This window comes from Pseudarthrobacter phenanthrenivorans, from assembly GCF_036455295.1.
GTDB classification, from domain to species: Bacteria; Actinomycetota; Actinomycetes; order Actinomycetales; family Micrococcaceae; genus Arthrobacter; species Arthrobacter phenanthrenivorans_C.
On sequence record NZ_JAYXNX010000008.1, the window covers coordinates 1 to 23,246 of the forward strand.

Below are 23,246 nucleotides of genomic sequence, written 5' to 3' on the forward strand. Positions count from 1 at the left end.
AGCAGCCCGCCGCTACTTCAAAAACGACACCCACTCCATCGTGGTCCGTGCCCTGGAAATGCTGGCGCGCCGCGGCGAGGTGGATGTTGACGCCCCGGTCAAGGCGATTGAGAAGTACAAGCTGCTGAACGTCAACGCCGGCACCACCGGCAACGCAGGCGGCGAGGCCTAGCCTCAGCCCTTCTGCAGCCAAGAACGACGGCGGCCCTCACCTGCACGGTGGGGGCCGCCGTCGTACTGTACGGACAGGGCAGCCTGCCGGCCGGACGCACTGTGATCCGCGACAATGCGGATTGTAGCCTTCGCACAAATGGAGCTTGGGTGGCAGTGGCCGTATGCTCAAAGAATGCCAGCACCAACCAGCCCGTCCTCGAAGCGGAAACCCTCCCCGCCGAAGGTGACGCCGGAGAAGTCCGAGACCCTCAAGCAGCTCCGCGCCAACGTCGGCCAGCTCTCCACCTCCACCATGCGCAAGCTTGAGCAGTCGTTGCCCTGGTACAGCCGGCTCAGCGCGGATGAACGTTCCGCACTTGGCATGGTGGCGCAGAACGGGATCGCGGCTTTCGTCACCTGGTATGAACGGCCCAGCTCGCCGTCGTGGATCCTCACTGACGTTTTCGGAACGGCCCCCACCGAACTGACCCGGTCCATCAGCCTGCAGAAGGCGTTGCAGCTGATCAGGATCGTGGTGGAGGTGGTCGAGGACCAGGTGCCGGTCATAGCCCCCGAGGCTGACCAGCCCTCCCTGCGCGAGGCAGTGCTGCGCTATTCGCGTGAAGTCGCATTCGCCGCCGCCGACGTCTACGCCCGTGCCGCCGAGTCCCGCGGCTCCTGGGACACCCGGCTGGAAGCCCTGATCGTGGATGCCATCCTGCGTGGCGAAAACACCGATGCGCTGCGTTCCCGCATCGCCGCCCTGGGCTGGAAGGCGCAGGAGCGCTTCACGGTCATGGTGGGCAACTCCCCGTCCGAACCCAGCGCCAGCTACGTCAGCGAACTGCGCCGGATGGCCGGCCGCTTTGCGGAGGACGCACTGGTGGGAATCCAGGGCGACCGGCTGATCCTGATTCTTGGCGGCGTGCAGGACCGCGAAACCGCCTACGTCAAGCTGAGCGAGATGTTTGCGCCCGGGCCTGTGGTGTACGGCCCTGAAGCCAGCTCGCTGCTGGAGGCCAGCGGGTCAGCCCAATCAGCCTTCGCGGGGCTGACCGCAGCCCGCGCCTGGCCCTCGGCGCCCCGACCGGTGGCCGCGGATGATCTGCTGCCGGAGCGGGTGATTTCCGGCGATGACGCTGCCCGCCGCTCCCTGGTGAAGAACATCTACCGCCCGCTCCTGGCGGCCTCCAATGGCCTGGTGGAAACACTGGGCACCTACCTGGAACTGGGCCATTCCCTGGAAGCCACCGCCCGCGAACTCTTCGTCCACGCGAACACCGTGCGCTACCGGTTGAAGCGGGTCTGTGACGTCACTGGCTGGGACCCGCTGCTGCCCCGCGAAGCTTTCGTACTGCAGGCGGCACTGGTGGTGGGCCGGCTTTCGACCCCGCCGAAGGCCGCCACGGAGCGGCAGGCGTCCCGAAACCAGGCGTGACACCTTGTAGACTTCCTACAACCTGACCCCGTGAGCTTGGTGCAGAGAAACACCGCTGGATCTCACAGTAATTTGGAAAGCTGGTTACGTGCTTGCAATAGTCTGCCCTGGACAGGGCTCGCAGACCCCGGGTTTTCTGGCCCCCTGGCTGGAACTTCCCTCGGTGGCAGGCCAGCTGGCCGCCCTGAGTGACATCGCAGGCATCGACCTGATAGCCCACGGGACAACCTCCAACGAGGAGACCATCAAGGACACTGCCGTGGCGCAGCCCCTGATTGTCGCCGCAGGGCTGGTCACCGCCGCCTCCCTCTTCGACGTGGAACTCAACTCTCTACCGGTGATCCTGGCCGGCCACTCTGTGGGTGAGATCACCGCAGCCGCCCTCGCCGGTGTCCTGACGGAGCAGGAAGCCATGACGTTCGTCCGGGAACGGGCCAACAGCATGGCTGCCGCGGCCGCAGTCACCCCCACGGGCATGAGCGCCGTCGTCGGCGGTGACCCCGCCGAGGTGCTCGCAGCGATTGAGGCATCCGGCGCCACGCCGGCCAACGTCAACGGAGCCGGGCAAACCGTAGCCGCAGGTACTTTTGACCAGCTGAAGGCCCTGGCCGCGAACCCGCCCGCCAAGGCGCGCGTCATCCCCCTCAAGGTGGCCGGCGCCTTCCACACCAGCCACATGGCACCTGCCGTCGACGCGCTGAAGGCGCTGGAGCCGCAGCTGAACCCGGTGGCGCCCAAGGTGCCCCTGCTCTCCAATTACGACGGCGGTGAAGTCACCGACGGAGGTGCCGCCGTCGAAAGCCTGATCGCCCAGGTGTCCCGGCCGGTGCGCTGGGACCTGTGCATGGAAACCATGGTGAAGCGCGGTGTCACCGGAGTCATCGAACTCGCCCCCGCCGGCACGCTTGCCGGGCTCGCCAAGCGCGGGATGCCCGGCGTCAAGACCGTTGCCGTGAAAACCCCCGACGACCTCTCCGCCGCCCTGGCGCTCTTTGCTGAACTGGAGGGCAACGCATGAGCGTGCCCACGCTGAAACAGGCTCCCATCCAGGAGCACACCCGGATCGTCGGCCTCGGCGCTTACCGGCCGGACGTCATCGTCACCAATGAGGACGTGTGCCAGTGGATTGACTCCTCGGACGAGTGGATCCGCCAGCGCACCGGCATCGTGACCCGCCACCGCGCGGCTGCCGGCGTCAGCGTCATTGACATGGCCGAAGGCGCCGCCCGCGAAGCAATGGAGAAGGCCGGTATCGAGGCCTCCGAGCTTGGCGCCGTCATCGTGTCCACGGTGACCCACCCGTACGCCACCCCCTCCGCCGCAGCCAGCCTGGCTGACCGGCTGGGCGCCACCCCGGCTCCGGCCTTTGATATCTCCGCTGCGTGCGCTGGCTACTGCTACGGCATTGCCCAGGCTGACGCGCTGGTGCGCTCCGGTGCCGCAAAGTACGTCCTGGTGGTTGGTGCGGAGAAACTTTCCGACGTCATCGACAACCGGGAACGCACCATTTCCTTCCTGCTCGGTGACGGCGCCGGCGCCGTCGTCGTGGGTCCCTCGGACACCCCGGGCATTGCCCCCTCCGTCTGGGGTTCTGACGGCAGCAAATGGAACGCGATCGGCATGACCCGGTCCCTGCTGGACGTCCGGGACCTGGGCCTGGCGGCGCGCCAGTCCGACTCCACCGGCGACCTTGCCCTCCTCGAGGAGGCCCAGGAGCTCTATCCCACACTCCGCCAGGACGGCCAGACGGTCTTCCGCTGGGCCGTGTGGGAGATGGCCAAGGTTGCGCAGCAGGCACTTGACGCCGCAGGCATCGAGGCCGAAGACCTGGTGGCGTTCATCCCCCACCAGGCGAACATGCGCATCATCGACGAGATGGTGAAGAAGCTGAAGCTGCCGGAGACGGTTACAGTGGCACGGGACATTGCCGACGCCGGCAACACATCCGCTGCCTCGATCCCGCTGGCAACGCACCGGCTCCTGCAGGAGAATCCCGCGCTGAGCGGTGGGCTGGCCCTGCAGATCGGCTTTGGGGCCGGGCTGGTGTTCGGTGCGCAGGTAATAGTCCTTCCCTAAGTACGCCCAAGGGTCCGCATCCGCGGCCCGGACCGTTTCCGGCAGCCCCTGCCGGCAATACAAGAAAAGGAGCCATCAATGGCTAGCAACGAAGAGATCCTGGCCGGCCTGGCTGAAATCGTCAACGAGGAGACCGGCCTGGCCCCCGAGGCTGTCGAGCTGGACAAGTCCTTCACCGAGGACCTGGACATCGACTCCATCTCCATGATGACCATCGTGGTCAACGCCGAGGAAAAGTTCGGCGTACGCATCCCGGACGAAGAGGTCAAGAACCTCAAGACCGTTGGCGACGCTGTCAGCTTCATCGCCGGAGCGCAGGCTTAGTCTGAGCCTTTTCGCCGTCCCACGGCTTGGCGGGGCTGCCGGTCCGGACTGACCGGACTGGCAGCCCGCCGCATTTATTCGGCACAGATCCCGGACCGGGACTGGCCGGCCATCATCATGTGCGGGACCCTGCGGCACGCGCAGGCGGATTCCCCACCGACGAAAGAGTGATCCCATGACACGCAAAGTAGTCATTACCGGTCTGGGCGCCACCACGCCCATCGGCGGCGATGTACCCACCATGTGGAACAACGCCCTCAAAGGGGTCTCCGGTGCCCGCACCCTGGAGGACGACTGGGTAGCCAAGTACGAGCTCCCCGTCCACTTCGCCGCCCGGTGCAGCACACCGGCACTCGAAGTGCTCAGCCGCGTCGAAGCCAAGCGGATGGACCCGTCCACCCAGTTCGGTGTCATCGCCGCGCGCGAAGCCTGGGCCGATTCCGGCATCACCGAAATCGACCAGGACCGGCTGGCCGTGGCCTTTGCCACTGGCATCGGCGGCGTGTGGACGCTGCTGGACGCCTGGGACACCCTCAAGGAAAAGGGCCCCCGCCGGGTCCTCCCCATGACCGTCCCCATGCTGATGCCCAACGGCGTGGCCGCTGCGGTCAGCCTGGACCTCGGCGCCCGTGCCGGCGCCCACACTCCTGTCTCCGCCTGCGCTTCCGGCACCGAGGCCATGCACCTTGGCCTCGAACTCATCCGCTCCGGCAAAGCGGACGTGGTGATGTGCGGCGGCGCTGAAGCCGCCATCCACCCCATGCCGCTCGCAGCATTCGCTTCGATGCAGGCCCTCTCCCGCCGGAACGACGACCCACAGCGGGCCTCCCGCCCGTACGACACTGCCCGTGACGGCTTTGTCATGGGTGAAGGGGCGGGCGCCCTGGTCCTCGAAGCCGAGGAACACGCCCTGGCACGCGGAGCCCGCATCTACGCTGAGCTCGCCGGAACGTCCGTCACCGCGGACGCCTACCACATCACCGCCCCGGACCCCGAGGGCCTCGGCGCCACGCGCGCCCTGAAGGCAGCAATGTTCGACGGCCGGATCCAGGCTGAAGATGTGGTGCACGTCAACGCTCACGCCACCTCTACCCCGGTTGGCGACAAGCCGGAGTACACGGCCCTTCGCGCAGCCCTGGGCAAGCATGTGGACGACGTGGCCGTTTCCGCCACCAAGTCGCAGATGGGCCACCTCCTGGGCGCTTCCGGCGCTGTGGAGGCTGTCCTCACGGTGCTTGCCGTTCACGAACGCAAGGCGCCGGTGACCATCAACCTGGAGAACCAGGACCCGGAAATCCCGCTCGACGTTGTCACCTCCGCGCGTGACCTGCCGGCCGGGAGCATCGTTGCACTGAGCAACTCGTTCGGTTTTGGTGGCCACAACGCCGTCGTGGCCATCCGCAGCGTCTAGGCACCATCGCGGGGCAGCTGCCCCGGACACAAGAGGAGGCCCCGCCGGCTGGCGGGGCCTCCTCTTTGCTATGGAAGATAGTGCTGGGTCCCGTTGTGGAAACGGGCGACGGCGGTCAGCCCACCTGGTGGAGCCAGCGGACCGGGGCGCCCTCGGCAGCGTGACGGAACGGTTCCAGTTCCTCGTCCCATGCTTCGCCCAGGGCGAGGGACAGCTCGTGGTAAACAGCGGAGGGGTCCCCGGCTCCTGACTCGTACGCGTAACGGATACGATCCTCGGAGACCATGATGTTCCCGTGCACATCCGTGACGGCATGAAAAATGCCCAACTCGGGGGTATGCGACCAACGGCCGCCGTCCACGCCCTGGCTGGGTTCCTCCGTCACCTCATAACGAAGGTGCGCCCAGCCGCGAAGGCACGACGCGAGCTTCGATCCCGTACCCGGGGCCCCGGTCCAGGAAAGTTCGGCCCGGAACATTCCGGGCGCGGCAGGCTGCGGGGTCCACTCGAGGTCCGTCCGCTTGTCCACCACCGCGCCGACCGCCCACTCCACGTGGGGGCACAGCGCCGTAGGGGCCGAGTGAACGAACAGCACACCGCGGGTCATTGCAACAGACATTCCATCCTCCATAGCTCTAGGTACGTCTTCCCCAACGACCTCTGCCTGGATGGAACTGCCAGTGCCTGCACTGCGGCGGTAGTTCCTTGCTGTATTCAGATGTATCAGATGAAGCTGTGTCCGGACTTGCTCCGCCGCACGAAACCCCTTGGGCTTCAAGCGGCACTTGAAAGTTGCCGGACGTGACTCTTATTGTGCCGTACCCCGTGGAATTACGCCAGTGCGATTAGCCACAGTGGTCAGGCCCTGGGATGGGCCTGCTGGTAGCTCTTCCGCAGGCGGTCCACCGAGACATGCGTGTAGATCTGGGTGGTGGCCAGGCTGCTGTGGCCCAGGATTTCCTGTACTGCGCGAAGGTCTGCGCCGCCGTCGAGAAGATGGGTGGCGGCCGAGTGGCGCAGCGCGTGGGGTCCTGACGCCGAGGTATCGCCAAGTGCCTCGAACAGGGCACCGACCAGGGCACGCACCTGGCGTTGGTCAACCCGTCCCCCGCGGGCTCCGAGGAACAGCGCAGGCCCGCTGTTCTCCTTCACCAGGGCCGGCCGTCCGCGCCGGAGCCAGTCATCGATGGCCAGGGCAGCTGGTACGCCGTACGGAACGGTCCGTTCCTTGTTTCCCTTGCCGATGACCCGCAGGGTCCGGCGGTCGGGGTCCAAATCATCGATGTCGAGCGCCGTAAGTTCGCCCACACGGATGCCTGTGGCATAGAGAAGTTCCACAATGGCACGGTTCCGCACAGCCAGGGGTTCGCCCGCCACGGCTGCCGTTTCCAGTCCCTCCAGAATGCGCGTGAGCTGGGACGACTGCAGGACCCCGGGCAGTGATCCCTCGCGTTTCGGTGCCTTCAGCCGCAGGGCGGGGTCTGCGTCGATAAGTTCCTCCCGGACGGCCCACGCAGTGAATGTCCGTGCCGTGGCGGAGCGGCGGGCAAGGGTGGACCGCGAGGCCCCCCCGGCACTTTGGCTGCCGAGCCAGCGCCGGAAAGAGCCGAGTTCAAGGTCCTTCAGTTCAACTGCCCCTTCCGATGCCGCATGGGCAAGGAAGCTGCGGAGGTCGCCCAGGTAGGCCCGCTTGGTATGTGCCGACACCGCCCGCTCGCCTGACAGGTACCCTGCGAATGCGTTCAGGGCCTTGCCGAGTTCCGCAGGCAGTTCTTCATTTTCCACCCTCCTACTGTCGCAGTTGCATGGCCTGCAGCGGCGGTGGACACGGTCATGCCCTGCCGCGTTTCCAGCCTCCCCGCTCCGACACGGCAAGTCCCAGCAGTCCCAGCCTCCCGAGCCCTGCCCGGACCGACTCCTGGCCCAGGCCGGCCACAACGGAAAGCTTCTCCACCGAAGTGGTGGACCTCAACGGCAGCGCGTCCAGCAGGATCAGGTCTTCCAGGGTCAGCCCATCCTGCACCGAAGCCTGCACAGCGTGCTGCTCCGGCAGGGCTGTTCCGCTGGGTGAGGCCAACTCGGCCACTTCTGCAGCGTCCGTAACACAGATCGCTCCCCCGTCCCGAAGGAGCCGGTGGCAGCCGGCGGAGTTGGCGCTGTGGATTGACCCGGGGACCGCTCCGACGGTACGGCCCAAGGTCTCGGCGTGGTGGGCCGTGTTCAGGGCCCCCGAGCGCCAGCGCGCCTCCACTACCACCGTGACGGCGGCGAGCGCCGCAATGAGGCGGTTCCGTTGCAGGAAACGGTAGCGGGTTGGCGCGGAGCCCGGCGGTACCTCAGCCAGTACTGCGCCCTGATTGGCAACGGTGCGAAGCAGGTCGTCATTTCCTGACGGATAGAACCGGTCCACACCTCCGGCCATGACGGCGATGGTGGGTACAGCGGAGGATCCGCCCGCAAGGGCTGCCCGGTGGGCATGGGCGTCGATCCCATAGGCTCCGTCCGACACAACGGTAAAGCCCCGCTGCGCAAGGGAGTACGCAAGATCGCCCGTGACTGCCGCGCCATAGCTGGTGCTGTCCCTGGATCCGACCAGGGCGATGCATTTATCAACCGAGGGAAGTGGCTGCTCGTGGCCGCGCCACCAAAGACAGATGGGTTCCTGGATTCCGAGGTCTGCAAGCTGGGCGGGCCACAGTTCGTCACCGGGAATGATGAGCCGTCCGCCCAACCGGGCCATAGTGGCAAGGTCCCGTTCGGGTGCCAGGTCCGGGAGCCTCGGTTGCCAGCGCCTGAGTGCGGCGGCCAGTCCGGCCCAGCTGCTCCCCGCTGCGTTGTCTGCGAGGAGTGTGGTGATTTCGTATTCCAGGCGTGGCCCCGCAGCTACGGCGCCGGTGGCGATGCGCAGGGCATCCGTTGCCCCGGCAGCCTGCACCAGGGCGAGGCCGGCGGCGTCCTGTGGTTCCATCAATCGTGAAAGGGCAGCCCGGGCCAGCCGTTCGGTGTCCTTGCCAGGTTCCTTCTCCACAGCCAGGTCCTTCGCTTCACTGCATTCCGCTGGATTGGTCATGCCATGGCCGCCGCAGCCTGGCGCAGGCCCAGGGCCTGTCCGATGTCGTTTGTATCCGGTTTATCCCGGTGCCCGAGGTCAGCGAGGGTCCAGGCGAGCCGAAGGACGCGGTCGTAGCCCCGCGCGGTCAGGACGCCGCGCTCCAGTGACTGGTCCAGGATCCGGGTGGCCGCGGGCGGAAGCCGCAGGTCCCCGCGCAGGACGCGTCCCGGTACCTGCGAGTTGGTCTCCAGGCCGAAGCGCTGGAGGCGTCCGGCTTGCCTGGCGCGGGCGTCCAGTACCCGGCGTGCCACCGTTGCGCTGCCTTCTTCCGCTCCTGCCTGTCCGAACTCGGCCAGGGAAACCCGTTCCACCTGCAGCTGGATGTCCACCCTGTCCAGCAGGGGCCCGGACATCCTGGCAAGGTACCGGCGGCGCATCATCGGCGTACAGGTGCAGTCCAGACCCTTGCCCGACGCCTTCCCGCACGGGCAGGGGTTGGCCGCAAGCACCAGTTGGAACCGGGCCGGGTAGGCAGCCGTCCCGGCTGAGCGATGGATCACCAGCTCTCCGCTCTCCAGCGGCTGCCGCAGCGCATCCAGGACACGCCGTTCATATTCGGGTGCCTCGTCCAGGAAGAGGACGCCGCGGTGGGCCCGGGATGCCGCGCCCGGACGCGGCAGGCCCGACCCGCCGCCGATGATGGCCGCGGCGGTGGCTGAATGATGGGGGTTTTCAAAGGGCGGCCTTCGCAGGAGCTGCACCGAGGAGGACGGCAGGCCGCACAGCGAATGGATGGCCGTGACCTCCATGGATTCATGGTCACCAAGATCCGGTAAAAGGCCAGGCAGGCGTTCCGCCAGCATGGTCTTGCCGGCACCGGGTGGTCCGGTGAGAAGCAGGTGGTGCGCACCTGCAGCTGCCACTTCCAGCGCCCGCCGTGCATCGGCCTGGCCGGCGACGTCTGCCATGTCCGGGCACGGGCCGGGCATTGGCGGCCCGTCCCCTCCGTCATCGGCATCGTCGGGTTCGAAGTCCAGGACAAGCTCCTGGGGGTCAGCGCCAAAGTCGAGGGCAAGCCTGGCAAGCGTGCGGTATCCGCGGACGCTGGCACCGGGAACAAGTGATGCCTCGGCAAAATTGGCCTGCGCCACCACGATCTCAGGGTAGCCAGCCTGCACCGCCGCCATGACGGCAGGCAGGATGCCCCGCACAGGCCGCAGCCTGCCGTCCAGCCCCAACTCGGCGATGAAGACGGTGCGCCCGGTGGGCTTGATGTCATTCGCGGCCCGCAGCACGGCCATGGTCACAGCGAGGTCGAACCCGGAACCCCGCTTGGGCAGCGACGCCGGGATCAGGTTGGCGGTGATCTTCCTGCGGCTGAGGGGGATGCCGGAGTTCTTTGCCGCCGACCGGATCCGCTCCTTTGCCTCGTTCAGGGATGCATCCGGCAGGCCCAGAAGGATGAACGCCGGAAGTGTCTGGCCGATGTCCGCTTCGACCTCGACCATGTAGCCGTTCAGTCCCACCAGGGCGATGGAGTAGGTGCGGCCGAGCGGCATCACCCCACCCCCTTGAGGTGCTCCACCACGGGGTCGCCGCCGTCGTCCACGACGGCAATGACGTCCACCCGCCGCAGCGGCATCCTCAGTTCCCTGTCCCGGCACCACGCGCCGCCCAGGCGGTGCAGCCTTGCCAGTTTGTCCGGCCCCACTGCTTCGAAAGGGTGGCCGTAGTCAAGGGAACGGCGGGTCTTGACCTCGGCGATGACCAGCGCGTCGCCGTCCAGGGCCACAATGTCGATCTCGCCCTCGGCGCACCGCCAATTGCGCTCCACGACCAGCATGCCGAGTGCTTCAAGATAGCCCGCGGCGAGGTCCTCGCCGTGCCTGCCCAACAGGTCTTTGCGTTTCATTTCTACCTCCGCTTCCAGCCTGGCGGCGGCAGGGAACGGAGGACAGGAAGGCCCTGCCGTATGTGGACAGGGCCCGGTGTGGAGGGGAAGTGGGGACTCCTAGTTGCCCAGGTCCACGTCCTTGGGCAGGGCCAGTTCCTCGTTGCGGGGCAGTTCTTCGACGTTGACGTCCTTGAAGGTCAGCACCCGCACACTCTTAACAAACCGGGCCGACCGGTAGACGTCCCAGACCCAGGCATCCTGGAGGGTCAGGTCGAAGTAAACCTCGCCATCGGCGCTGCGGGCCTGGAGGTCCACATGGTTGGCGAGGTAGAAGCGCCGCTCGGTCTCGACAACGTAGCTGAACAGGCCGACGACGTCGCGGTACTCACGATAGAGCTGAAGCTCCATGTCGGTTTCATAGTTCTCAAGATCTTCAGCACTCATGCTTCCATCTTGCACCATGTGCGGCACGGCTTGCGCCGGGCGGCAGGAGTCAGTCTTCGCACGCCTCGTCGTCGCCTGCTGCTTCAACGCCCTGCAGTTCGCCGCCGAGCAGCCGCCAGCTGACGCGGTGGTGGGGGGTGGGGCCGGCAGCACGAAGGACATTGCGGTGGGCCACCGTGGCGTATCCCTTGTTGATGTCCCACCCGTAATCGGGATACTCAAGGTGCAGTTCCCGCATCATCATGTCCCGCTCCACCTTGGCGATGACACTTGCCGCCGCCACGCTGAGGCACTGCATGTCCGCCTTGACCTTCGTATGGACCGGGGCTTCGCACGCGGTCTCCAGCAGGGGCTGGTCGAACAGGGACAGTTGCTCTGCGGGCGAAAGCCAGTTGTGGCTTCCGTCGAGCAGCACGGCGTCGGGGGCGACACCCGCACCAAGGATGCTGCCCCAGGCCCTGGTACCCGCCAGGCGCAGCGCGGCGATGATACCGAGTGAATCGATCTCCCCTGCGGTGGCGTGTCCCACTGCCGAGGCGACGCTCCACCGCCGCACCAGCGGATCAAGCCGTTCCCGTTCCGCCGGGGTGAGGAGTTTGCTGTCCCGGACGCCGGCCAGCGGCTTCTGGCGTTCCAGATCAACGACGGCGATTCCCACGCTGACGGGTCCGGCCAGGGCACCGCGGCCTACTTCATCCACGCCTGCGAGGAACCGGACACCCTGGGACTTGAAAGTGCGCTCATGCCGCAGGGTGGGCGCCTTGCCACCACGCGACACCGGCTTGGACCCTGCCCGGGCCTTCGCCGCGGGAGACGCCTGCACTGCGGAGGACATGGTCAGCGGGCCGCAGGGACGTTCTTGAACACGTCCGGGTAGTTGTCCAGGGTCTTGATCCTGTTCAGCGGCCACGCGATAACGGCAGCCTTGCCTTCGAGGTCCTTGAGGTCGATGAATCCGCCGTCCGTCTCCATGTGCGCGCGGGAGTCTGCCGAGTGGTTCCGGTTGTCACCCATCACCCACACCTTGCCTTCCGGGACGGTGACGTCAAAGTTGCGGACCTGCGGAACTTCAGCAGGGTTGATGTACGTCTCGTCGATGGCGGTCCCGTTGATGGTCAGTTTACCGCCGGCGTCGCAGCAGACCACATGGTCCCCGGGCAGCCCGATGACCCTCTTCACCAGGTGCTGCTCCGAGTTGTCCGGCAGGAGCCCAACAAACGTCAGCCCGTCCTGGACCCAGGTGAACGGCCCCTGCGTCTTGGCCGGGGCCGGAGGCAGCCAGCCCTTGGTGTCGCGGAACACCACAACGTCTCCCCGGCTGAGCGCAAAGGGCTCGGGCACCAGGAGGTTGACGAAGATCCGGTCATCCACGTCCAAGGTGTTCACCATGGATTCCGAGGGAATGAAGAAGGCGCGGAACAGGAATGTCTTGATGAGGAAGGACAGCACCACGGCGATCACCACAACGGTGGCGATCTCCCTCAGCCATCCCAGCAAGGGATTGCCTGGCGCCTTGGCCGCTGTCCGCTTGCGCCGCTTGGCGGGCGCCGCTTCCTGCACGCCCTCACCGGGCGCGGATGAAGCTGGAACGGCCGGCCGCTCGGATGCGCCGTCGTGGCGCGGTTCAGGGTTCCCCGCGTTGTTCTCGGGCATTTACCGTCCGTTCTGTGTTGGTGGCCCCGCTGCGGGCGGCCGTGCTACTGGAGCAAATCTATCAAGCGGCCAGAGGATCTGGACCGGCCTGCCGATCACCCGGTCCACCGGCACCAGCCCACCGCCTGGTGCGCCGAGCAGGCTGCGGGAATCGGCGGACACCGAGCGGTGGTCGCCCATCAGCCATAGCCTGCCGTCCGGCACAACGGTGCTGAACTTTTGGGTGCTGGGCGCGTCGCCGGGGAAGATGTATGGCTCGTCCAGGGCTGACCCGTTGACCGTCACCTTCCCGCTGGAGTCGCAGCAGGCGACTGTATCGCCGGGAAGGCCGATGACCCGCTTGACGTAGGTTGTGTCGCTGCCGGTGAGGCCGAGCCACTGCAGGGCGGAGGCTGCGCCGTCCACCAGCGGGCCCTTGCCGCTGTTCAGCGGGGCAAAGCTGCCGCGGCCGTCGAAAACCACAACGTCCCCATGCCGGATGGGATCGGACTGGAAATCAGTCCTCGATACCAGGATCCGGTCCCCGCCGTCCAGGAGCGGCTCCATGGACTCCGAGGGGATGAAATAGACGTCCAGCCACAATGACCGGACCAGTCCGCTGATGGCTACGGCAAGGAGCAGGGCCAGAAAGACAAAACGCCAGCCCATTTTGCGGGGCTGGCGTCTTGTCTGGTGCATGGTCCGTATCCTGGCGCTGGTGCATTGCTCCGGCGCTTGCCGGCTACGGCCGCGCTCCGGCCTGGCAGTAAGTCCGGGCAGGAATTACTTGGCGGAGCTGAAGTCGCGCTTTTCCTTGATCTTCGCAGCCTTACCACGCAGTGCGCGCATGTAGTAGAGCTTGGCGCGGCGGACGTCACCCTTGGTGACAACCTCGATCTTTTCGATGATCGGGGAGTGCACCGGGAAGGTACGCTCCACGCCGACACCGAAGGAAACCTTGCGGACGGTGAAGGTCTCGCGCACGCCATCGCCCTGGCGGCCAAGGACAAAGCCCTGGAAGACCTGGACACGGGTGTTCTTGCCTTCGATGATGTTCACGTGCACCTTGAGGGTGTCACCCGCGCGGAATTCGGGAACATCGTTGCGCAGCGAGGCTGCATCGACGGAATCGAGAATATGCATGATTGCACTCCTGGTGAACGCCACAGGTCATTCACTTTGGGTCACGGCAGGCAAGTCCGGCTGCTGGAGGGCAGGCCGGGTATTACCGCCGAAGTAAAAGTGGTCCGGCCGCTTCATGGATTGATGGGGCCGGTTGTCCGGCTGTTGGCCGCGCTACCCCCTGTGGCAGGTGCGGACCCAGCAGACACAAGGGTTAATTTTGCCACAGCAGCAGGGTTACGCCAATTCCGCGGGACTAATCCCGTTGCGCGGTGTCTGCTTCCGGCCGGCGTACCAGGCGGCCGTCCACGACGTCGTACCCCAGGTTGTGCAGTTCGGTGCGGTCGGCGCGGGGCAGGCTGCCGGCGTCGAACCCCTCCAGGAGGTCCGGGCGGCGCTCCGCGGTCCGGCGGTACTGTTCGTGCCGGCGCCACTGGGCAATCCTGCCGTGGTTGCCGCTGAGGAGCACTGGCGGCACATCGCGGTCCCGCCACACGGACGGCTTGGTGTACACCGGATACTCCAGGAGCCCGTCGGAGTGGGATTCCTCCACGAGCGACTCAGGGTTGCCCACAACGCCGGGAAGCAGGCGTCCAATGGCCTCCACCATGGCCAGGACGGCCACTTCCCCGCCGTTGAGAACATAGTCCCCCAGGCTTACGGGACGGACTGTGAAGTGTTCCTGCGCCCATTCGATGACGCGTTCATCGATGCCCTCGTACCGCCCGCAGGCGAACGCGAGGTGCTGCTCTTCTGCCAGCTCGTAGGCAAGGGCCTGGGTGAACCGCTCCCCTGCCGGTGACGGAACGATCAGCACGGGTTTGCGCTCCCGGTCCGGGCGTCCTTCGGCCACGGCGGTGAGTGCCTGGGCCCAGGGTTCGGGCTTCATGACCATGCCGGCGCCGCCGCCGTACGGGGTGTCATCCACGGAACGGTGCTTGTCCGTGGTGAAACCGCGCAGGTCGTGGACGTGCAGGTCCAGGATTCCGTCCTGGCGTGCCTTGCCGATCAGCGAAAGCTCCAGGGGGGCAAGGTATTCGGGAAAGATGCTGACGACGTCGATCCGCATCTAGTCGGTGCCTTCCTCTTCCGGGGCGCCGGCGTCGTCGGCGTTGAGTTCGAAGAGTCCGTCCGGCGGGGTGAGGAGGATGAAGCCGCCCTCGATGTTGACCTCGGGCACAATCTGTTCCACGAACGGAATGAGGATCTCTTCGCCGCCGGAGGTGGTGACCATGAGCAGGTCCTGGACGGGCATGGTGTTCAGCGCCGTCACCTTGCCCACCACCTGCGAGCCGATCCTGGCCTCCAGTCCGACGAGCTCGTGCTCGTACCAGCCCTCGTCGTCGTCCTCGTCAAGTTCTTCGGTTTCGATGAAGAGCTTGGCACCACGGAGGGTCTCGGCCGTGTTGCGGTCCGCCACTTCCTCGAAGCCCAGCAGCAGGATGTCCTTGTTCCAGCGGGCACTGCTGACGGTCAGGGGTCCGGACGCGGCAGGTTCAACCACGAACTCCGTGCCGGGGACAAACCTGTCCTCCGGGGCGTCGGTCAGCACCTGGACCGTAACTTCCCCGCGAATGCCGTGCGGCTTGCCAATCCGTGCCACCTGAAGCTGCATCTGTTCCTCTGTTCCGGGTTGTGGTGGTTTGTGGTGAAAGCACTGTGTTGATCAAAGCAGTCCGGCCCCTCCACCAGATGGTGGAGGGGCCGGAGCAAAACTAAGTGTTGCCGAGCGCTCAGCGGCGGCGGTCGGTGTCGACGACGTCGACCCTCACCGGTTCGCCGCCGGCCAGTGCTGCCACCACGGTGCGCAATGCGCGCGCCGTGCGGCCCTGGCGGCCGATCACCCGTCCCAGGTCGTCCTGGTGAACGCGCACCTCGAGGGTGTCCCCGCGGCGGTTGCTCTTGGAACTGACCTTGACGTCATCCGGGGAATCAACGATTCCGCGGACCAGGTGCTCCAGCGCTTCTGCCAGCAATCTACTCAGCCTCGGTGGTCTCAGCTTCGGCGTCGGCCGGGGCCTCGGCAGCGTCAGACTTGGATGCCTTCTTGGTGATGGCTTCCGGGATGATGACGGAGCCCTTCTCCGGGGCAACGAAGGCTTCCTTCTCGACCTTGGTCTTGAGGGTGCCTTCCTGGCCCGGCAGGCCCTTGAACTTCTGCCAGTCACCGGTGATCTTCAGGATCGCGGCGACCTGCTCGGACGGCTGGGCGCCGACGGAGAGCCAGTACTGTGCACGCTCGGAGTTGACCTCGATGAACGAGGGCTCTTCGGTGGGGTGGTACTTGCCGATTTCCTCGATGGCGCGGCCATCACGCTTGGTGCGTGAGTCCGCAACGACGATGCGGTAGTACGGGGCGCGCATCTTGCCGAAGCGCTTAAGGCGAATCTTTACGGCCACTTTTGTGGTCACTCCTGTTTCAGAAAAAGGGGTGAACCCGGCTTTCTGCACCCGTGGGGCGGGCCGTACTTGCGGGTTCGAAGGACAGGATCCGGACGCGGAGAGAGGGGCCACGCAGATCGAGTACCTGTCCATTGTGCCAGATGAGTGGCGTTATTTCGACTTTGGCGGCGTCAGGCGGTTCAGGCCGACCAGACGTACAGTCCCGTCCGCTCCGAATCATCGATTCCGGCCGCAAGCTGCGCCAGTTGCTGCACGTAGGTCCTGGCCTGTCCGGCATCGAACGGCATGTCTTCCTGGGCGGCCCACTGGACGGCGACGTCATCCAGGACGTTGCCTTCGCCTTCGGTCTGGTAGGAGAGCAGGTCAGCGAGGGCGCGGACCATTGCCGGCGGCACGGCAAGGAGGGAATCGCTGGCCACGTCCACCATGGTCAGCTCATAATCGGCCCCGGCGGCGTGAACGGCAGTGCCGGCAAGGTCGCCGAGCTGCTCCACCTCGAAGTCACTGATTCCCTGGATGCGCACCGCCTGGCCGGCGGGGGCACCTTCCGCGGAACCGCGTCCTTCGTCGAGGATGCCGGCGCGTTTAAGCGCGGCGTCATGGGTGGCAACAAAAATTTCGGTGAAGCCCATGGCGTGTGCCCTTCTTCCGTTGGCGGAACTGCGTGCCGGGCTCTGCGCACTGCCCGGTCATACGGGATCAGCCTAGTAGCTGCGAAGCTGCCGGCGCACGCAGCGGCCCTCCGGCCGCCAGCCGCCGGCAGTGCGGCGGCTCAACGGACCGCCACCCGGATCCGGTTGCGCCACGGGTCTTCGAAGCGGAGCTCGGCTCCCGTGTGGTGCGAGGGCACCCCGGCGACCTTGAGCCGGTCAGCCAGCGCGCCGACGTCGTCACCCGAAGGAACTTCGATGAGCACCTCACCGAGCCCAAGGGTGTCTTTGCGGGGTCCGGCGCCGCGGCTGTTCCAGACGTTCATGGCCATGTGGTGGTGGTAGCGGCCCGCGGAAACGAACAGCGCCTGCCCGTGCCAGCCCGCCGTCTTCTCGAAGCCCAGGGTTCCCACGTAGAAGTCCCCGGCGGTCTGGACGTCGCCCACCTGGAGGTGCACGTGGCCCACCCCTGCGGACGTTTGCCGCTGGCCTTCCAGGGATTCCTCGGTCAGGTACTGCTCAAGGTAGCGCTGGGGCGGCAGGGCCAGGCTGTCCATGACCACGTCCGTCCCGTTCCAGGACCAGTTGCTGCGCGGCCGGTCCCAGTAGAGCTCAATGCCGTTTCCTTCGGGATCGGTGAAGTAGAAGGCCTCGCTCACCAGGTGGTCAGCGCTCCCGGTGAAGGACCGGGGCTCGTACTGCGCGGCCGTTGCGACGGTGGCGGCAAGGGACGCCTGGTCCTCGAAGAGCAGGGCAGTGTGGAACAGGCCCGCCTCCCCCCTGCCGGGAAGGTGCAGCCCCGGCGCGGGCGCCAGGTGGACCAGCGGCCGGCCAAGCCTGCCGAAATAAAGACCGCCGTCCTGCTCGGCCACCACCTCAAGGCCGAGCGCCCGCTGGTAGTAGTCGGTCATAACCTTCATGTCACCCACCTTGAGCATCACCGTGCCCATGGCGAGGTCGGCGGGAAGAAGATCCCGGGTGCTGGCTGCTGTAGTCACGTGAAGGCTCCTTGCGTTGGAGGCCGTCCCATTGGCGGCCTGTCACACATTAAAATTACTTGAAGCTTCAATTTATTCCAAGTCCCCGGAGCGCGGTGGCTTCAGCGGATGATGCGTCCGCCCAGCACCACGTGTTCCAGGGCCTTGATTGTCCCAGGCACCGCCCGTGGGTCTTCCCGGCACACCACGACGTCGGCGCGCGCCCCTTCCGCCAGGCCGTCCGCCCCCAGCCAGGCACGCGCTGCCCAGCAGGCCGCGTCAAGGGCTGCAGCCATGGGGAGCCCGGCGCTGTGCAGGGCAAGGATCTCGTCGGCAATCCGGCCGTGCCGGATCACGCTGCCCGCATCCGTGCCGGCAAAAATACGCACGCCGGCGGCATGGGCCTCCGCCACCCGCGCCAGCCTCCGTTCCCACAGGGCACGCATATGGGCTGCGTAGCGGGGGAACTTGGCGTCGGCCTGCGCAGCAATGTCCGGGAAGGTGGCGATGTTGATCAGCGTGGGAACGATCGGGACGCCCTGTTCGGCGAACCGGGGCAGGTGCCGGGGCAGGAGTCCGGTGGCGTGCTCGATGCAGTCGATTCCTGCGTCCAGCATCTGGTCCAGGGTGTCTTCGGCGAAGCAGTGGGCGGTCACCCGGGCACCTTCGTCGTGGGCGGCCTGGACGGCATCACGTACGACGGCGGCAGGAAAGGAAGGCGCCAGGTCACCGCCGCTGCGGTCGATCCAGTCCCCCACCAGCTTGACCCATCCGTCGCCGTCGCGGGCCTGCTTGCGCACGGCTTCCACGAGGCCCTCGGGCTCCACCTCCTCCGCGAAGCCCCGCAGATAGCGGCGCGTGCGGGCGATGTGCCGCCCGGCGCGGACCACCATCGGGAACTCCGTTCCGCCCTGCATCCATCGGGTATCCGCAGGGGACCCCGCGTCACGGACCAGCAGGGTTCCGGCGGTGAGGTCGGCCAGCGCCTGTTCCCTGGCGACAGGGGGATCGACCGGGCCGGCGGGACCCAGCCCGATATGGCAGTGCGCGTCCACGAAGCCCGGCAGCACCCATCCGTCGAGCACCCGGCCGGGATGGGTTGCCGGTTTGTTGAACGTGAGCCTTCCGTCCACGGACCACAGCCCGTGCCGTACCTGGTCCGCGGCGGCCAGGACGGGCCCGCGGAAGTGGATGATGTCTGCCATGGGGCTCCTTTCGATGCCCGGTCAGGCTAGCACCGCAATTGTGACAAGCCTCGTCCAGGAGCCTGTGGTAGCTTCGTTGCTGACCACACGGGTGCCCTTGCAGGGGCTGAGATCGGGCTGTTGCAGCCTGCGACCGTTGAACCTGTCCGGATAATGCCGGCGAAGGAAGTGAGTATTCCCTTGAGTACACAAAACACCCAGCTGAACCCTGACCTCCTGCAGTCCGCCGGTGGTCCCGGGGACGCATCGGAACAGCCCGTGACCCAGTCCCTAAAGTCCCATTCACTCGCCTACGTCGAGGACGAAACGGCGGGAATCCGGGTGCCGGTGACGGAAATTGCGCTGGAGCCATCACCCAACGGCCAGGAAAACCCGCCGTTCCGGACCTACCGGACCGCGGGGCCGGGCAGCGACCCCGTGCGCGGTCTGCAGCCCTTCCGTGCAGAGTGGATCGCGGCGCGCGGGGACACCGAGCCCTACAGCGGCCGGGAGCGCAACCTGCTCGACGACGGCCGCTCCGCCGTGCGCCGCGGTGCCGCCTCCGCGGAGTGGAAGGGCGGACAGCCGGAGCCCCGCCGCGCCGTCGACGGCAGGACAGTGACGCAGATGCACTATGCCCGGCAGGGCATCATCACGCAGGAGATGCGCTTCGTGGCGCTGCGCGAAAACTGCGACGTTGAACTGGTCAGGAGCGAGGTGGCCGCAGGCCGCGCCATCATCCCCAACAACATCAACCACCCTGAATCCGAGCCGATGATCATCGGCAAGGCCTTCCTGGTGAAGATCAACGCCAACATCGGCAACTCGGCCGTGACCAGCTCCATCGCGGAGGAAGTGGACAAGCTGCAGTGGGCCACCCAGTGGGGCGCCGACACCGTCATGGACCTGTCCACGGGCGACGACATCCATACGACCCGGGAGTGGATCATCCGCAACTCCCCCGTGCCGATCGGCACCGTGCCGATCTACCAGGCCCTGGAAAAGGTCAACGGCGAAGCCAACGCGCTGACCTGGGAGATCTTCCGCGACACCGTCATTGAACAGTGCGAGCAAGGCGTGGACTACATGACCATCCACGCCGGCGTGCTTCTCCGGTACGTCCCGCTGACGGCAAACCGGGTGACTGGCATCGTCTCCCGCGGCGGATCGATCATGGCGGGCTGGTGCCTTGCCCACCACCAGGAAAACTTCCTGTACACACACTTCGACGAACTGTGCGAAATCTTCGCCAAGTACGACGTCGCCTTCTCCCTCGGGGACGGCCTGCGCCCCGGTTCCACGGCAGACGCCAACGACGCCGCCCAGTTCGCCGAACTGGACACGCTTGCCGAGCTGACCCAGCGCGCCTGGGAGTACGACGTGCAGGTGATGGTGGAAGGCCCCGGCCACGTTCCGTTCCACCTGGTACGGGAAAACGTGGAGCGCCAGCAGGAGCTGTGCAAGGGTGCGCCCTTCTACACCCTGGGCCCGCTGGTGACCGACGTCGCCCCCGGATACGACCACATCACCTCGGCAATCGGCGCCACCGAGATCGCCCGCTACGGCACCGCGATGCTCTGCTACGTCACGCCCAAGGAACACCTGGGGCTGCCCAACAAGGACGACGTCAAGACAGGCGTCATCACCTACAAGATCGCCGCCCACGCCGCAGACCTCGCCAAGGGGCACCCGGGGGCGCACGAACGTGATGATGCCCTGTCCAAGGCAAGGTTCGAATTCCGGTGGCGTGACCAGTTCGCCCTGTCCCTGGACCCGGTGACGGCGGAGGCCTTCCACGACGAAACCCTTCCCGCCGAACCCGCCAAGACCGCGCATTTCTGCTCCATGTGCGGGCCGAAGTTCTGCTCCATGCGGATCAGCCAGGACATCCGGGACGAATACGGGTCGGCCGACTCGCAGGCCGCCCTGGCCGAAATGGCCTCCGGCATGCGGGAGAAGAGCCAGGAATTCCTGGCGGCCGGCGGCAAGGTGTACCTGCCGGAGTTGCGGGTTCCCGCAGACAGCTAGGACGCCCGGGCCGGCTGGCTCCGGCTGACCTGGCTGATGAACTGCCGGATGGCCCGGTCTCCGTCCGGGGAGTCATGGGGCCGGTGCCCTCCCGCGGCAACGCGGTGCAGGGCGCCGGTCTCACGCAGGTAACCGGCGATTTCCTCATACAACGGTTCCCAGCCACCGGTCAGGACGAGGGTGGGCACACCGGGAACAATGTGCAGCGGTGCCTCCCAGGACGGCGCCTGGAGCCGAAGCCTGCGGGCGGAGCGTTTTTCCTCAACGGTGGCCGGCTGCTGGAGGTCGGTGGCATAGATCCGGCGGACGAATTCGCGCTGGAAGTCGTCATCGCTGAGCTGGTGGCGGACGTCGAAGAGGGGCTGCATCAGGCTGATGTGCGCTGCCGTGGCCGGCAGTTCCGCCGTCAGAGACAGGCAGGCCGGCTCAACCAGCGTCAACGAGAAGACCAGGTCCGGACGTTCCACCGCCGCCATCATGGCCGGGATCGCCCCCTGGGAGTGTGCCACCACGTGTCCCCCGGCGGCGCCGCGCCCATCGTCGGCCAGCGACCGCAGGATGATGGCGGCATCTTCCGCAAAGGAGGACTCCAGGGGCTCCGCGACGGGGTCATATCCATGCCGGCGGAGGAACAGGGCGTCGTAGGCCAATGCCATGCCGTGCTGGCGGGGCCATGCGGCGGCGCCAAAGGTCCCGGCGCCGTGCACGAACACTACCCTCTGCTTGAACATGTCCCAACCCTATTCCACGGTGCCGGCATCCCAACGAAGAAGCGCCAGGTGTCGTCTTGAACGGTCAAGACGACACCTGGCGCTTCCTGATTGCGTGAAACTGCTACTTGCCCAGGAACTTGTCGAAGCCCTTGGGCAGGTTCAGCTGGGAGGGATCGAAGTCGCCGCCCTGCTGCCCGAAGGCGGCACCAGTGGGCATCGCCTTGGCAGCGTTGGCCCGGCGGGCTTCCGCCTCCTTGCGCTCCTGCGCCGCCTTGGCAGGGTTACCCGACTTGGCCTTCTTCTTGGGCGCGTTCTTGGCGTTCTTCCGGGCCCCGCCGCCGGCACCGGGCAGCCCGGGCATACCCGGCATCCCGGGCATGCCGCCCTGGGCCATCTTCTTCATCATCTTCTGGGCCTGGGCGAAGCGCTCCAGCAGGCCATTGACCTCGGAGACGTGGACGCCGGAACCCTTGGCGATGCGGGCGCGGCGCGAGCCGTTGATGATCTTGGGCGCCAGCCGCTCATGCGGCGTCATGGACCGGACGATTGCTTCGACGCGGTCGATCTCGCGTTCATCGAACTGCTCCAACTGCTGCCGGATGTTCTGCGCACCGGGCATCATCATGAGCATTTTCTTCATGGAGCCCATGTTGCGGATCTGCTGCATCTGGGCGAGGAAGTCCTCGAGGGTGAAGTCTTCCTGGTCGGCGAACTTCTTCGCCATCCGGGCAGCTTCATCCTTGTCCCAGGCCTTTTCGGCCTGTTCGATGAGCGTGAGGATGTCGCCCATGTCCAGGATGCGCGAGGCCATCCGGTCAGGGTGGAAGAGTTCAAAGTCGTCCAGGCCTTCGCCGGTGGAGGCGAACATGACCGGCTTGCCGGTGACCGACGCAACGGAAAGCGCGGCACCGCCGCGCGCGTCGCCGTCGAGCTTGGAGAGCACGATGCCCGTGAAGTTCACGCCTTCATCGAAGGCGAGGGCCGTGTTGACGGCGTCCTGGCCAATCATGGAGTCGATCACGAAGAGGACTTCATTGGGGACGATGGCCCGGCGGATCTGGCGGGCCTGTTCCATCATGTCGGCGTCCACGCCCAGGCGGCCGGCGGTGTCGACGATGACGACGTCGTGCAGCTTCTGGCGTGCTTCCTCGACGCCGGCGCGGGCGACGGCGACCGGGTCACCGGCGGGCTGGTCCAGCTCCTGGGAGGTGGCGCCCGGGTGCGGGGCGAAAACGGGCACGTTGGCGCGCTGGCCCACCACCTGCAGCTGGGTGACGGCATTGGGGCGCTGGAGGTCGCAGGCCACCAGCATGGGGCTGTGGCCCTGGGCCTTCAGCCACTTGGACAGCTTGCCGGCAAGAGTGGTCTTGCCCGCACCCTGGAGGCCGGCCAGCATGATGATGGTGGGACCGTTCTTGGCCAGCCGGATCCGCCGCGTTTCGCCGCCGAGGATCTCCTGGAGTTCCTCGTTGACGATCTTGACGATCTGCTGGCTGGGGTTCAGCGCTGCAGAAACCTCGGCCCCCAGCGCACGTTCGCGGACCCGCCCGGTGAATTCGCGCACCACCGGAACGGCGACGTCGGCATCCAGAAGGGCACGGCGGATCTCGCGGACGGTGGCATCAACGTCGGCCTCCGTGAGGCGGCCCTTGCCGCGGAGATTCTTGAAGGTTGCTGTCAACCGGTCAGAGAGTGAATTGAACACGCGCCGTGAACTTCTTTCAGGAGATGAGCGGGACTCGACT

General features: G+C 66.5%; 25 protein-coding genes and 1 riboswitch. Of the genes, 6 read left to right on the top strand and 19 right to left on the bottom strand.

All coding sequences use genetic code 11. The features are described 5' to 3' along the window. The first annotated feature begins 346 nt into the window (after positions 1-346). The 5 genes from VXJ37_RS11730 (at position 347) to fabF (ending at position 5,402) form a co-directional block, all read left to right on the top strand. Entirely contained in the window at positions 347-1,591 is a 1,245-nt protein-coding gene (locus VXJ37_RS11730) for a PucR family transcriptional regulator (RefSeq protein WP_331323216.1), read from the top strand. 88 nt (positions 1,592-1,679) lie between these two features. Beyond that, a complete protein-coding gene (locus VXJ37_RS11735; RefSeq protein WP_331323217.1) occupies positions 1,680-2,609 on the top strand; it encodes an ACP S-malonyltransferase in 930 nt (309 codons plus the stop codon). Further along, complete coding sequence (locus VXJ37_RS11740; RefSeq protein WP_331323218.1) at positions 2,606-3,667, top strand: beta-ketoacyl-ACP synthase III; 1,062 nt, start codon at positions 2,606-2,608, stop codon at positions 3,665-3,667. Before VXJ37_RS11735 ends, VXJ37_RS11740 begins: the two co-directional genes overlap by 4 nt. A 78-nt stretch (positions 3,668-3,745) precedes the next feature. Further along, positions 3,746-3,991, top strand: a complete 246-nt coding sequence (locus VXJ37_RS11745) for an acyl carrier protein (RefSeq protein ID WP_009359314.1) — start codon at positions 3,746-3,748, stop codon at positions 3,989-3,991. A 175-nt stretch (positions 3,992-4,166) separates the two neighbouring features. Then, complete coding sequence (gene fabF / locus VXJ37_RS11750) at positions 4,167-5,402, top strand: beta-ketoacyl-ACP synthase II (RefSeq protein ID WP_331323219.1); 1,236 nt, start codon at positions 4,167-4,169, stop codon at positions 5,400-5,402. A gap of 115 nt (positions 5,403-5,517) precedes the next feature. On the opposite strand, the gene VXJ37_RS11755 is transcribed toward fabF, so the two are convergent. The 17 genes from VXJ37_RS11755 to VXJ37_RS11835 all read right to left on the bottom strand — a co-directional run bounded on the left by VXJ37_RS11755 (position 5,518) and on the right by VXJ37_RS11835 (position 18,781). Then, positions 5,518-6,021: a DUF3145 domain-containing protein gene (locus VXJ37_RS11755; protein WP_331323220.1), complete on the bottom strand. Its 504-nt coding sequence runs from the start codon at positions 6,019-6,021 to the stop codon at positions 5,518-5,520. A gap of 239 nt (positions 6,022-6,260) precedes the next feature. Next, positions 6,261-7,187, bottom strand: a complete 927-nt coding sequence (locus tag VXJ37_RS11760; RefSeq protein ID WP_331323221.1) for a tyrosine recombinase XerC — start codon at positions 7,185-7,187, stop codon at positions 6,261-6,263. Between the two features lie 46 nt (positions 7,188-7,233). Further along, a complete protein-coding gene (dprA, locus tag VXJ37_RS11765; protein ID WP_331323388.1) occupies positions 7,234-8,370 on the bottom strand; it encodes a DNA-processing protein DprA in 1,137 nt (378 codons plus the stop codon). Between the two features lie 98 nt (positions 8,371-8,468). Next, positions 8,469-10,013: a YifB family Mg chelatase-like AAA ATPase gene (locus VXJ37_RS11770; protein ID WP_331323389.1), complete on the bottom strand. Its 1,545-nt coding sequence runs from the start codon at positions 10,011-10,013 to the stop codon at positions 8,469-8,471. Then, positions 10,013-10,366: a YraN family protein gene (locus VXJ37_RS11775; RefSeq protein ID WP_331323222.1), complete on the bottom strand. Its 354-nt coding sequence runs from the start codon at positions 10,364-10,366 to the stop codon at positions 10,013-10,015. The genes VXJ37_RS11770 and VXJ37_RS11775 overlap by 1 nt, the downstream gene beginning before the upstream one ends. Before the next feature lie 99 nt (positions 10,367-10,465). After that, positions 10,466-10,792, bottom strand: a complete 327-nt coding sequence (locus VXJ37_RS11780) for a DUF2469 domain-containing protein (protein WP_056335405.1) — start codon at positions 10,790-10,792, stop codon at positions 10,466-10,468. A 49-nt stretch (positions 10,793-10,841) separates the two neighbouring features. Then, complete coding sequence (locus VXJ37_RS11785; protein WP_331323223.1) at positions 10,842-11,627, bottom strand: ribonuclease HII; 786 nt, start codon at positions 11,625-11,627, stop codon at positions 10,842-10,844. A gap of 2 nt (positions 11,628-11,629) precedes the next feature. After that, positions 11,630-12,445 carry a signal peptidase I gene (gene lepB / locus VXJ37_RS11790; RefSeq protein WP_331323224.1) on the bottom strand — a complete coding sequence of 272 codons (816 nt, stop codon included), beginning with the start codon at positions 12,443-12,445 and terminating at the stop codon, positions 11,630-11,632. Next, a complete protein-coding gene (gene lepB, locus VXJ37_RS11795) occupies positions 12,446-13,123 on the bottom strand; it encodes a signal peptidase I (protein WP_331323225.1) in 678 nt (225 codons plus the stop codon). 84 nt (positions 13,124-13,207) lie between these two features. Beyond that, complete coding sequence (rplS, locus tag VXJ37_RS11800; protein WP_018768283.1) at positions 13,208-13,567, bottom strand: 50S ribosomal protein L19; 360 nt, start codon at positions 13,565-13,567, stop codon at positions 13,208-13,210. A gap of 235 nt (positions 13,568-13,802) precedes the next feature. Next, positions 13,803-14,615, bottom strand: coding sequence for a tRNA (guanosine(37)-N1)-methyltransferase TrmD (gene trmD / locus VXJ37_RS11805; protein ID WP_331323226.1), 813 nt, complete (start codon positions 14,613-14,615; stop codon positions 13,803-13,805). Beyond that, positions 14,616-15,161 (bottom strand): ribosome maturation factor RimM, encoded by a 546-nt coding sequence (gene rimM / locus VXJ37_RS11810; protein WP_331323227.1) that lies wholly within the window; start codon positions 15,159-15,161, stop codon positions 14,616-14,618. Positions 15,162-15,279: 118 nt separating this feature from the next. Then, a complete protein-coding gene (locus VXJ37_RS11815; protein ID WP_013601399.1) occupies positions 15,280-15,522 on the bottom strand; it encodes an RNA-binding protein in 243 nt (80 codons plus the stop codon). 1 nt (position 15,523) lies between these two features. Further along, positions 15,524-15,946: a 30S ribosomal protein S16 gene (gene rpsP / locus VXJ37_RS11820; RefSeq protein ID WP_043453174.1), complete on the bottom strand. Its 423-nt coding sequence runs from the start codon at positions 15,944-15,946 to the stop codon at positions 15,524-15,526. A 182-nt stretch (positions 15,947-16,128) separates the two neighbouring features. Continuing rightward, positions 16,129-16,581: a hypothetical protein gene (locus tag VXJ37_RS11825; protein WP_331323228.1), complete on the bottom strand. Its 453-nt coding sequence runs from the start codon at positions 16,579-16,581 to the stop codon at positions 16,129-16,131. Positions 16,582-16,721: 140 nt separating this feature from the next. Beyond that, positions 16,722-17,549: a VOC family protein gene (locus VXJ37_RS11830; RefSeq protein WP_440589804.1), complete on the bottom strand. Its 828-nt coding sequence runs from the start codon at positions 17,547-17,549 to the stop codon at positions 16,722-16,724. Between the two features lie 149 nt (positions 17,550-17,698). Beyond that, complete coding sequence (locus VXJ37_RS11835) at positions 17,699-18,781, bottom strand: amidohydrolase family protein (RefSeq protein ID WP_331323230.1); 1,083 nt, start codon at positions 18,779-18,781, stop codon at positions 17,699-17,701. A 77-nt stretch (positions 18,782-18,858) separates the two neighbouring features. Next, positions 18,859-18,966: riboswitch (TPP riboswitch) on the top strand. Here VXJ37_RS11835 and thiC point away from each other — a divergent pair. Next, the gene (gene thiC / locus VXJ37_RS11840) at positions 18,962-20,788 is read left to right on the top strand and encodes a phosphomethylpyrimidine synthase ThiC (protein ID WP_331323231.1); all 1,827 of its coding nucleotides are present in this window, start codon (positions 18,962-18,964) and stop codon (positions 20,786-20,788) included. Its footprint overlaps the riboswitch before it by 5 nt. On the opposite strand, the gene VXJ37_RS11845 is transcribed toward thiC, so the two are convergent. Both VXJ37_RS11845 and ffh read right to left on the bottom strand, forming a co-directional pair. Next, a complete protein-coding gene (locus tag VXJ37_RS11845) occupies positions 20,785-21,519 on the bottom strand; it encodes an alpha/beta hydrolase (protein ID WP_331323232.1) in 735 nt (244 codons plus the stop codon). The genes thiC and VXJ37_RS11845 overlap by 4 nt on opposite strands. A 103-nt stretch (positions 21,520-21,622) precedes the next feature. Continuing rightward, positions 21,623-23,206 (bottom strand): signal recognition particle protein, encoded by a 1,584-nt coding sequence (gene ffh, locus VXJ37_RS11850; RefSeq protein ID WP_331323233.1) that lies wholly within the window; start codon positions 23,204-23,206, stop codon positions 21,623-21,625. Positions 23,207-23,246 lie beyond the last annotated feature (40 nt).

What these genes read in the sequence shown, in the direction of transcription:
- VXJ37_RS11770 (WP_331323389.1), bottom strand. Translation starts at nt 10,013, where the DNA reads ATGCCGCTCGGCCGCACCTACTCCATCGCCCTGGTGGGACTGAACGGC.
- trmD (WP_331323226.1), bottom strand. Translation starts at nt 14,615, where the DNA reads ATGCGGATCGACGTCGTCAGCATCTTTCCCGAATACCTTGCCCCCCTG.
- VXJ37_RS11740 (WP_331323218.1), top strand. Translation starts at nt 2,606, where the DNA reads ATGAGCGTGCCCACGCTGAAACAGGCTCCCATCCAGGAGCACACCCGG.
- VXJ37_RS11755 (WP_331323220.1), bottom strand. Translation starts at nt 6,021, where the DNA reads ATGTCTGTTGCAATGACCCGCGGTGTGCTGTTCGTTCACTCGGCCCCT.
- dprA (WP_331323388.1), bottom strand. Translation starts at nt 8,370, where the DNA reads ATGGAACCACAGGACGCCGCCGGCCTCGCCCTGGTGCAGGCTGCCGGG.
- VXJ37_RS11780 (WP_056335405.1), bottom strand. Translation starts at nt 10,792, where the DNA reads ATGAGTGCTGAAGATCTTGAGAACTATGAAACCGACATGGAGCTTCAG.
- VXJ37_RS11775 (WP_331323222.1), bottom strand. Translation starts at nt 10,366, where the DNA reads ATGAAACGCAAAGACCTGTTGGGCAGGCACGGCGAGGACCTCGCCGCG.
- fabF (WP_331323219.1), top strand. Translation starts at nt 4,167, where the DNA reads ATGACACGCAAAGTAGTCATTACCGGTCTGGGCGCCACCACGCCCATC.
- lepB (WP_331323224.1), bottom strand. Translation starts at nt 12,445, where the DNA reads ATGCCCGAGAACAACGCGGGGAACCCTGAACCGCGCCACGACGGCGCA.
- VXJ37_RS11830 (WP_440589804.1), bottom strand. Translation starts at nt 17,549, where the DNA reads ATGGGCACGGTGATGCTCAAGGTGGGTGACATGAAGGTTATGACCGAC.
- rplS (WP_018768283.1), bottom strand. Translation starts at nt 13,567, where the DNA reads ATGCATATTCTCGATTCCGTCGATGCAGCCTCGCTGCGCAACGATGTT.
- lepB (WP_331323225.1), bottom strand. Translation starts at nt 13,123, where the DNA reads ATGCACCAGACAAGACGCCAGCCCCGCAAAATGGGCTGGCGTTTTGTC.
- VXJ37_RS11785 (WP_331323223.1), bottom strand. Translation starts at nt 11,627, where the DNA reads ATGTCCTCCGCAGTGCAGGCGTCTCCCGCGGCGAAGGCCCGGGCAGGG.
- VXJ37_RS11730 (WP_331323216.1), top strand. Translation starts at nt 347, where the DNA reads ATGCCAGCACCAACCAGCCCGTCCTCGAAGCGGAAACCCTCCCCGCCG.
- VXJ37_RS11745 (WP_009359314.1), top strand. Translation starts at nt 3,746, where the DNA reads ATGGCTAGCAACGAAGAGATCCTGGCCGGCCTGGCTGAAATCGTCAAC.
- VXJ37_RS11845 (WP_331323232.1), bottom strand. Translation starts at nt 21,519, where the DNA reads ATGTTCAAGCAGAGGGTAGTGTTCGTGCACGGCGCCGGGACCTTTGGC.
- VXJ37_RS11835 (WP_331323230.1), bottom strand. Translation starts at nt 18,781, where the DNA reads ATGGCAGACATCATCCACTTCCGCGGGCCCGTCCTGGCCGCCGCGGAC.
- VXJ37_RS11825 (WP_331323228.1), bottom strand. Translation starts at nt 16,581, where the DNA reads ATGGGCTTCACCGAAATTTTTGTTGCCACCCATGACGCCGCGCTTAAA.
- rimM (WP_331323227.1), bottom strand. Translation starts at nt 15,161, where the DNA reads ATGCAGCTTCAGGTGGCACGGATTGGCAAGCCGCACGGCATTCGCGGG.